This is a genomic window from Streptomyces sp. NPDC059668, assembly GCF_042734135.1.
In the GTDB taxonomy this organism is placed as follows: domain Bacteria; phylum Actinomycetota; class Actinomycetes; order Streptomycetales; family Streptomycetaceae; genus Streptomyces.
Window position 1 is genome coordinate 18,401 of the sequence record NZ_JBHWEL010000104.1, and the last position, 9,124, is coordinate 27,524.

Consider the following 9,124-nt stretch of genomic DNA (forward strand, 5'->3'; position numbering starts at 1 on the left):
GCGCACCCCCCCCCCCCCACCCCCCGCGTGGGGGGCCCCCCCCCCCGGGCCGCCGCCATCGGCGTTCGCACAGGCTTCCGGGACCGCGCACAGGTGAACTTCCGTGCCGCCACAGCCTTCTCATCCTTCTCTTATTTCGGCCTTATGGCTTCATCACGCGCCGTACCTAGCTTGCGGCCATGTTCTTCACCTACCTGAGGCGCGAACTGCGCCGCCGCAGGAAGGCGGCGCTCGTCGTCGCCTCCGGGCTCGCCCTGGGCATCGCCCTGGTCATCGTGGTCAGCTCCGTCTCGTCCGGGATGGAGAAGGCCCAGGGCAAGGTCCTCCAGTCGCTGTACGGGCTGGGTACGGACATGACCGTCACCAAGGCAGCGGCGCCGCCGACGAGCACGGGTCAGCGCCCGCGCTTCAACTTCGACGCCAACGACAACGGCTCCGACAAGGAGCAGAGCAGCGACCGGGTCATGGTCCAGGGATTCCAGACCCTGGCCGCCTCGACGGTCTCCAAGGTCGACTCGCAGCACGGCGTGGCCGACTCCGTCGGGGGCCTCAGCCTCCAGGTCATCCGGGTCGACGGTCAGTTCACACGGGGTCAGTTCCAGCAGAACGGGAACGGCGGCGGCAACCGGCGCCAGGGCGGCCAGCAGCCCCCGCAGGGCCGTGTCGAGGGCGGCGGGGCCAACTTCGACGTCAACAACTACTCCGTCTACGGCACCGACGTCACCAAGCCGGCGCTCGGCCCGCTGACCTCGTCCAAGATCACCAGCGGCCGCACCTTCACGACGTCCGAGACGAACGCCGCGGTGGTCGTCGCCGACACGTCGTACGCCAAGGAGAAGAAGCTCTCGGTCGGCAGCACCGTCACCGTCAAGGGCGCCAAGTTCAAGGTGATCGGGATCGCGACCCCGGACAGCGGCGACGCGGCGGCCAACCTCTACATGCCGCTGCGGCAGGCGCAGACGCTGGCCGGCGCCAAGGACAAGGTCACCACGATCTACGTCAAGGCCTCCGACTCGCAGCAGATCTCCAGCGTCAAGGGCACCATCCAGAAGAACATCCCGGGGACCACGGTCACCACCTCGGCGGACCTCGCGGACACCGTCTCCGGCTCCCTGTCGACCGCCTCCGACCTCGCCTCGAACGTCGGCAAGTGGCTCTCGATCGCGGTGCTCGTGGCCGCGTTCCTGGTCGCCGGTCTGCTCACCTCCTCGGCCGTCTCCCGGCGTGTGCGCGAGTTCGGCACCCTCAAGGCGCTCGGCTGGAAGTCGGGCCGGGTGACCCGGCAGGTGGTCGGTGAGGCCCTCGTCAACGGTCTGGTCGGGGGCGTCCTCGGCATCGCGCTCGGTCTGGCGGGCGCGTACGTGGTCACCGAGATCAGCCCCAGTCTCCAGGCGCAGGTCGGCGGTTCGGGCGGCGGCGGTGGACAGGGCGGCTTCGGTGGCTTCGGCGGTCCCGGCCGGCGGGTCGCGTCCAAGGCGCTGGACGTCACGCTCACCGCGCCGGTCAGTCTCTCCACCATCGCCGGAGCGGTCGCCCTCGCCGTCGCCGGCGGCCTGATCGCCGGTGCCTTCGGCGGCTGGCGCGCCTCCCGGCTGCGGCCCGCGGACGCCCTGCGCCGCGTCGAATAGACCGGCCCCGCACGGACCGTGCGGCCCACACCCCCGTACGGCCCCCCTCACGCACAACCAGGAGCAGCACCATGTACGAACTCAGCGGCGTCATCAAGCGCTACCAGCGGGGCAAGGGCACGGTCGAGGCGCTCGCCGGCGTCGACCTGACCATCGCGGACGGCGACCGCCTCGTCATCCAGGGGCCCACCGGCGGCGGGAAGTCCACCCTGCTGCAGATGCTCGGCGGACTCGACCGGCCCACCGGAGGCAGCGTCGAACTCGACGGCGTCGATCTGGCCCGGCTGTCCGAGGCGAAGCTCACCAAGGTGCGCAGTGAGAACATCGGATTCGTCTTCCAGAGCTTCAACCTGATCCCCACACTCACCGCCCAGGAGAACGTGGAGACGGCCCTCGTACCCCTCGGGGTGAAGGGGAAGGAACGGCGCGCGCGGGCCGCCGAGGCCCTGGCGTCGGTGGGGCTCGCCGAGCGGCTCGGGCATCTGCCCGCCGAACTCTCCGGCGGTCAGCAGCAGCGCGTCGCCATCGCCCGCGCCCTGGTCAAGCAGCCGAAGGTGCTGCTCGCCGACGAGCCCACCGGCAACCTCGACGAGTCCATGCGCGACGAGATCATGGACGTGCTGGAGACCATGTGGAAGGAGCGCGGGCTGACTTTCATCATGGTCACCCACGACTCGGCGATCGCGAGGAAGGCCCCGCGCCTCGCGACGATCCGCAAGGGAAAGATCAGCGTCAAGGAGAACGCGGGCGCGTGAACGAACACAAAAGGGCGATTTCACGAGCTCAGCGGAACAATTCCGCCAACTCCTGACCGTCGCCCCGCTCTTGAGGGGCCGATCACCCCCCGGCATACTTGCGCTTTCCGAGGGGTGATCGTGCATACGTACGAGACATCCCCTGGTCGGGTGAATGGGGAATTCACCCGGACCTCATCTCCAGGGGGAGACTTGCGCAGACAAGTGAAAAGAGCGTGCGCGGCGACCGTCGCCACGGCGGCGGCCGTGGCCCTGGCGGCGGGAATGACCAGCCCGGCGTCCGCGCGGGTCCCGGCGGAGGCCGGACACGTCGACCGCGTGTCCACGGCCGGGATCACGGCCAAGCACCGCATCACCCTGATCACCGGCGACCGGGTGGTCGTCGACGCCAAGGGGCGCGTCGTCGGCGTCGAGCGGGCCAAGGGCCGCGCGCATGTGCCCGTCCAGATCCGCAAGACCCGCGGCCACACCCTCGTGGTGCCGGCCGACGCGCGGGCGCTCATAGCCGCCGGCAAGCTGGACCGGCGGCTCTTCGACGTCACCGAACTGAACAAGGCGGCGAACCGCGCCTCCCAGAAGCAGGGCCTGAAGGTCATCGTCGGCTACCAGGGAGCCGCGACGGCCGCCCGGGCCGAAGTCCGCGGCTCGGGAACGCTCCGCCGGACCCTGAAGTCCCTGAACGCGGACGCCGTGCGGACGCCGCAGCGGGACGCGGCCGAACTGTGGTCCGCCGTCACCGACCACGGCCGGGCGGCCTCCGGCGTCGCGCACGTCTGGCTGGACGGCGTGCGCAGGGCGAGCCTCGACAAGTCCGTGCCGCAGATCGGCGCCCCCAAGGCGTGGGCCGCCGGGTACGACGGCAAGGGCGTCAAGATCGCCGTCCTCGACGCCGGCGTCGACGCGACCCACCCGGACCTCAGGAACCAGGTGGTAGCGTCCAGGAACTTCTCCACCGCCGCCGACGCCACCGACCACTACGGCCACGGCACGCACGTCGCGTCCATCGCGGCGGGCACCGGCGCCAAGTCGAACGGGAAGTACAAGGGCGTCGCGCCCGGCGCGAAGATCCTCAACGGCAAGGTCCTCGACGACACCGGCAGCGGTGACGACTCCGGCATCCTCGCCGGCATGGAGTGGGCGGCCGACCAGGGCGCCGACGTCGTCAACCTGAGCCTCGGCGGCCCGGACACCCCCGACGTGGACCCGCTGGAGGCCGAGGTCGACAAGCTCTCGGCAGAGAAGGGCATCCTCTTCGCGATCGCGGCGGGCAACGACGGTCCCGAGTCGATCGGTTCGCCGGGCAGCGCGGACGCCGCGCTCACCGTCGGCGCCGTCGACGGCCACGACAAGCTGGCGGACTTCTCCAGCACCGGCCCCCGCCTCGGCGACGGCGCCATCAAGCCGGACGTCACCGCCCCCGGCGTGGACATCACCGCGGCCGCCGCCCCGGGCAGTGTCATCGACACGGAGGTCGGCGAGAATCCCGCGGGCTACCTGACGATCTCGGGTACGTCGATGGCGACCCCGCACGTGGCGGGCGCCGCCGCCATCCTCAAGCAGGAACACCCGGACTGGACGTACACCGAGCTCAAGGGCGCGCTGACGGGTTCCGCCAAGGGCGGCGCGTACACGCCGTTCCAGCAGGGCGCGGGCCGTATCGCCGTCGACTCGGCGATCAAGCAGACGGTGATCGCCGACCCGTCCTCGGTGAGCTTCGGCGTCGCTCAGTGGCCGCACACCGACGACAGGGCGCTGACCCGGCGGCTGACGTACCGCAACCTCGGCACGAAGGACGTCACCCTGACCCTCGGGGTCAAGGCCACCGACCCCAAGGGACACACGGCCCCCTCGGGCTTCTTCAAGCTCGCCGCCACCACCCTCACCGTCCCGGCCGGGCGTGAGGCGTCCGTCGGTGTCGACGCGAACACCAGGCTCGGCGGCACCCTCGACGGCGCGTACGCCGCGTACGTGACGGCGACGGGCGGCGGTCAGTCGGTGCGTACGGCGGTCGCGGTCGAGCGTGAGCCGGAGTCGTACGACGTCACCCTGAAGTACGTCGACCGCGCCGGGCAGACGCCCACGCACCTCACCGACCTGATGGGCTACACCGGGCTCGGCGCGGGGCGGGACTACGCGTCGCAGAACACGGCGGACACCGTGACCCTCCGGGTGCCCAAGGGCAAGTACCTGCTCGACTCCCTGTCCGTGCAGGACCTGGTGCAGGCCAAGGGCGGCGTCGACTGGCTGGTCCGGCCCCGGCTGGACGTCACCGGGAACACCACGCTGACGCTGGACGCCCGCACCGCCGAGGGCGCCGACATCACGGTGCCGGACGCGCGGGCCAAGCCGATGTCGGCGGTCGTCAACTACTTCGACGACGCCTCGGGCATCGGACTCGGCCTCGGGCTGGACTCCTTCCGGAACGTGCGGATGGCGCACCTCGGCCCGGCGGTCACCCCCGGCCTGTTCCAGAGCTGGGCCGGACAGTGGGTCAAGGGCGCCACCGCCGAGTACGACACCTTCACCGGCGCCAGGGTCGGCAAGCTCCAGGGCGCGCACGTCAAGCACTACAAGGCGAGCGAACTGGCCAAGGTCCGGGTGGACATGGGAGCCGCCGCCGCCGGCAAGACGGGCGCGATCACCGCGTACGGCAGTCTGCCCGACGACGACGCCGTCGGTGTCGCCGTCGACCAGAAGCTGCCGAGCGCGCGCACGCTCTATCTGTCGGCCGGTGAGAAGGTCCAGTGGGCGTTCGACTTCGAGCAGCACGCCGGCACGGACGCGACCGGGTTCCCGGTCGTCGACGCCTACTACACGCTCGGCTCCCCGCAGACCTTCAAGGCGGGCACGAGCTACACGAAGCGGTTCAACACGGCCGTCTTCGGCCCGAAGATCAACGCCGACTTCGGGGTCTTCCGGGACGGCGACCACCTCGTCGGCTATCTGCCGCTGTACGCCGACGGAAGCACCCACGCCGGGTCCTCGCTGTTCAGCTCGGTCACCACGACGCTGTACCGCAACGGGACGAAGGTCGGATCGAACGACGACCCGCTCTTCGGGGAAAAGGAGTTCAAGGTCCCGGCCGGCCAGGCCGAGTACCGGCTGACGACCTCGGTCAAGCGCAGCGTGAAGGTCGCCGCGGCCTCCACCCGGATCGACGCGAGCTGGACGTTCAAGTCCAAGAAGGCCGACTTCGCGAAGCTGCCCGCCTCCACGGTCCGCTTCGACGCCGCGACCGGCCTGGACAGCCGCGTCGAGGCCGGCCGGCGGACGACGATCCCGCTCACCGTGCAGGGCTCGGCCGCGGGCCGGAACCTCAAGTCGCTGTACGTGTACGTCTCGTACGACTACGGCCAGACCTGGACCATGCTCAAGGTCAAGGACGGAAGGATCACCGTCAAGAACCCGGCGAAGGGCAAGGGCATCTCCTTCCACGCGAAGATCACCGACAAGCAGGGCAACAAGTCGACGGTCTCGATCTACAACGCGTACTACGGAAAGTGAGCCCGCTCCCCACCGGGTGAGATGAGCCCGTAGCGAACGGCCCGCCGGAAGAACAGCTTCCGGTGGGCCGTCCGTGTTTCCGTGGTCCCCATGAGCGCCCACACCGTGGAGTACGTCCGGTACCGCATACCCGAGGAACGGTCCGCGGAGTTCCTGGCCGCCTACACCCGCGCCGCGGCCCAGCTGGCCGCCGCCCCGCAGTGCGTCGACTACGAACTCGCCCGCAGCGAGGACGACTTCGCGCACTTCGTCCTGCGGATCACCTGGACCTCGACCGAGGCCCACGAACAAGGTTTCCGCACCTCCGACCTCTTCCCCGCCTTCCTCGCCGAGATCCGCCCCTACATCCCCCACATCGAGGAGATGCGCCACTACAAGGCGACGACGGTACGGGGCGCCGGCGCCGCGGTCCCCACCCTGTACGCGTGGGCGGGCGGCGCGGAGGCCTTCGACCGGCTCACCGACGTCTTCTACGACAAGGTCCTCAAGGACGAGGTCCTCGGCCCCGTCTTCGCCGGCATGGCCCCCGAGCACGCGGCGCACGTCGCCCTCTGGCTCGGCGAGGTCTTCGGCGGACCGCCCGCCTACTCCGAGACCCAGGGCGGCCACGGCCACATGGTCGCCAAGCACTTCGGCAGGAACATCACCGAGACCCAGCGCCGGCGCTGGGTGAACCTGCTCCAGGACGCGGCGGACGAGGCGCGGCTGCCCGCCGACGCCGAGTTCCGCTCCGCGTTCCTCGCCTACGCGGAGTGGGGCACGCGGCTCGCCGTGTACTTCTCCGGCCCCGACGCGGTGCCTCCGGCGGAGCAGCCCGTACCGCGGTGGACGTGGGGGGCGGCACCGCCGTACCGGGCGTGAGGGCCGTACGCGGAGTCACGTCCGCGGAGGCCGGGCGGCCCACGGACGGGTGAGGGGCCAGGGGCGTGGCCGGCCGTCGCCGCGGGGCTGTCCGCCGTCACGGGGGAGGGCGCCGGTCGGGGCGGGGCCCCCGGCGCGGTCGGGATGCGGCGTACGACCGGGTGCCGGCCCACGACCGGGCGCCGGCCCCCGACCCGGCGGGTGCCTACGACTGGGCGTTGGCCCCCGCCCGGGTCGCGTCCGTACCCCAGCTGCCCAGCAGCCGCAGTGCCTCCGCCGAGGCGGACCCCGGCTCCGCGTGGTACGTGATCAGCGCCTGCTCGCTGTCGTCCGCCATCCGGAACGACTCGAACCGCAGGTCGAGGTCGCCCACCAGCGGATGCCGCAGCTCCTTCACGCCGTGGTTCTTCTCCTTCACGTCGTGCGTGGCCCACAGCCGCCGGAAGTCCGGGCTCTTCACGGAGAGCTCCCCGACCAGCGCCGACAGCCTCGGATCGTCCGGATGACAGCCCGCGTCCATCCGCAGCATGCACACGATGTCGATCGCCTTCTGCTCCCAGTCCACGAACAGATCGCGGTACTCGGGCCGCAGGAACACCAGCCGCGCCCAGTTCCGCTCGTCGGGCGCGAGCTCCGCCCAGTCGCCGAACACGGCCGCGGCCATCCGGTTCCAGACCAGGATGTCGGCCCGCCGCCCGGTGACGTACGCGGGCACGCTGTCCAGCATGTCCAGCAGGTGCCGCAGCGCCACCCGCACCTGCTGCGGCCGGGCCGTCTGCTTCTTCTTGTGCTGCTTGGGCTTGGCGAGGTGGGTCAGATGCGCGTGCTCGGCGTCCGACAGGCGCAGGGCGCGGGCGATGGCGTCCAGCACCTCCGCCGACACGTTCCGTCCGTTCCCCTGTTCGAGCCGGGTGTAGTACGCGACGGACACCCCGGCCAGCTGCGCCAGCTCCTCGCGCCGCAGCCCCGGCACCCGGCGGTGCCGTCCGAAGTCGGGCAGCCCTACGTCCTCCGGCTTCAGCCGGGCCCGGCGCGTGCGCAGGAACTCACTGAGCTCGGCACGCCGGTCCAGCGGCTGCCCGGCTTCCCCGGTGATCTCCTGGAAGGGCTGCTCGTTCATGCGTCCAGTATTCACGGTCGTACGCAGCGGAGCCTGACCCCGCCAGTAGTAGGACCAGCGGTCGTACGCAAAGCCGTGGCCTGGGTGAACGGCGCGCGGCGGGGCAGGCTGGTGAGCGTGCCCGGCGGAAGAAGGCAGCCGGGCACAGACCACTCCCTAGGAGAACCCCCGGCATGACCACTGTTGCTGCGTACGCCGCCCCCGCCGCCAAGGCCCCGCTGGAGCGCACCACCATCGAGCGCCGTCCCGTGGGCGAGTTCGACGTCCTGATCGACATCAAGTTCGCCGGTATCTGCCACTCGGACATCCACCAGGCCCGCGAGGGCTGGGGCGAGGCGATCTTCCCGATGGTGCCCGGACACGAGATCGCCGGCATCGTCTCCGAGGTCGGCCCCGGCGTCACCCGGTTCAAGGTCGGCGACCGCGTGGGCGTCGGCTGCATGGTCGACTCCTGCCGCGAGTGCGAGAACTGCAAGGCGGGCCTGGAGCAGTACTGCGCCAAGGGCAACGTCGGCACCTACAACGCCCTCGACAAGAACGGCGAGCCCACCTACGGCGGCTACTCCGAGAAGATCGTCGTCGACGAGAACTACACCGTCCGCATCCCCGACGGCCTCTCCCTCGACGTGGCCGCGCCCCTGCTCTGCGCCGGCATCACCACGTACTCCCCGCTCCGGCACTGGAACGCGGGACCCGGCAAGAAGGTCGCGGTCCTCGGCATGGGCGGCCTCGGCCACATGGGCGTCAAGATCGCGCACGCGCTCGGCGCCGAGGTGACCGTGCTGTCGCAGTCCCTGCGCAAGAAGGACGACGGTCTGAAGCTGGGCGCCGACCACTACTACGCCACCAGCGACCCGAAGACCTTCGAGGAACTGCGCGGCACCTTCGACATCATCCTGTCCACGGTCTCGGCACCGCTCGACTTCGGGGCGTTCCTCTCGCTGCTGCGCACGGACGGCGCGCTGGTGAACGTCGGCGCCCCCGAGGAGCCGATCTCCCTCAACCTCTTCTCCGTGATCAGCGGCCGCAAGTCCCTGGCCGGCTCCGGCATCGGCGGCATCCAGGAGACCCAGGAGATGCTCGACTTCTGTGCCGAGCACGGCCTCGGCGCGGAGATCGAACTGATCAGCGCGTCCGAGATCAACGACGCGTACGAGCGGGTGCTGTCGAGTGACGTCCGCTACCGCTTCGTGATCGACACCGCGACGATCTAGTGGGTCGACGTGCGTGAGGAGGGCGCCGCCCGGTCCTGGGAC

At 70.8% G+C, this 9,124-nt stretch carries 6 protein-coding genes; 5 read left to right on the plus strand and 1 reads right to left on the minus strand.

The window, feature by feature from the left end; genetic code table 11:
* Positions 1–179: 179 nt before the first annotated feature.
* The 4 genes from ACFV2J_RS39530 (at position 180) to ACFV2J_RS39545 (ending at position 6,748) form a co-directional block, all read left to right on the plus strand.
* Positions 180–1,628 carry an ABC transporter permease gene (locus tag ACFV2J_RS39530; protein WP_385097800.1) on the plus strand — a complete coding sequence of 483 codons (1,449 nt, stop codon included), beginning with the start codon at positions 180–182 and terminating at the stop codon, positions 1,626–1,628.
* A gap of 71 nt (positions 1,629–1,699) precedes the next feature.
* Complete coding sequence (locus ACFV2J_RS39535; RefSeq protein WP_385097803.1) at positions 1,700–2,383, plus strand: ABC transporter ATP-binding protein; 684 nt, start codon at positions 1,700–1,702, stop codon at positions 2,381–2,383.
* Between the two features lie 192 nt (positions 2,384–2,575).
* Positions 2,576–5,887: a S8 family serine peptidase gene (locus ACFV2J_RS39540; RefSeq protein ID WP_385443305.1), complete on the plus strand. Its 3,312-nt coding sequence runs from the start codon at positions 2,576–2,578 to the stop codon at positions 5,885–5,887.
* 90 nt (positions 5,888–5,977) lie between these two features.
* Positions 5,978–6,748 (plus strand): group II truncated hemoglobin, encoded by a 771-nt coding sequence (locus ACFV2J_RS39545; RefSeq protein WP_385082492.1) that lies wholly within the window; start codon positions 5,978–5,980, stop codon positions 6,746–6,748.
* 205 nt (positions 6,749–6,953) lie between these two features.
* On the opposite strand, the gene ACFV2J_RS39550 is transcribed toward ACFV2J_RS39545, so the two are convergent.
* Positions 6,954–7,868, minus strand: coding sequence for a helix-turn-helix domain-containing protein (locus ACFV2J_RS39550; protein WP_385082490.1), 915 nt, complete (start codon positions 7,866–7,868; stop codon positions 6,954–6,956).
* Positions 7,869–8,041: 173 nt separating this feature from the next.
* Here ACFV2J_RS39550 and ACFV2J_RS39555 point away from each other — a divergent pair, with 173 nt between their 5' ends.
* Positions 8,042–9,082, plus strand: coding sequence for an NAD(P)-dependent alcohol dehydrogenase (locus ACFV2J_RS39555; RefSeq protein WP_385082488.1), 1,041 nt, complete (start codon positions 8,042–8,044; stop codon positions 9,080–9,082).
* The last annotated feature ends 42 nt before the right edge of the window (positions 9,083–9,124 follow it).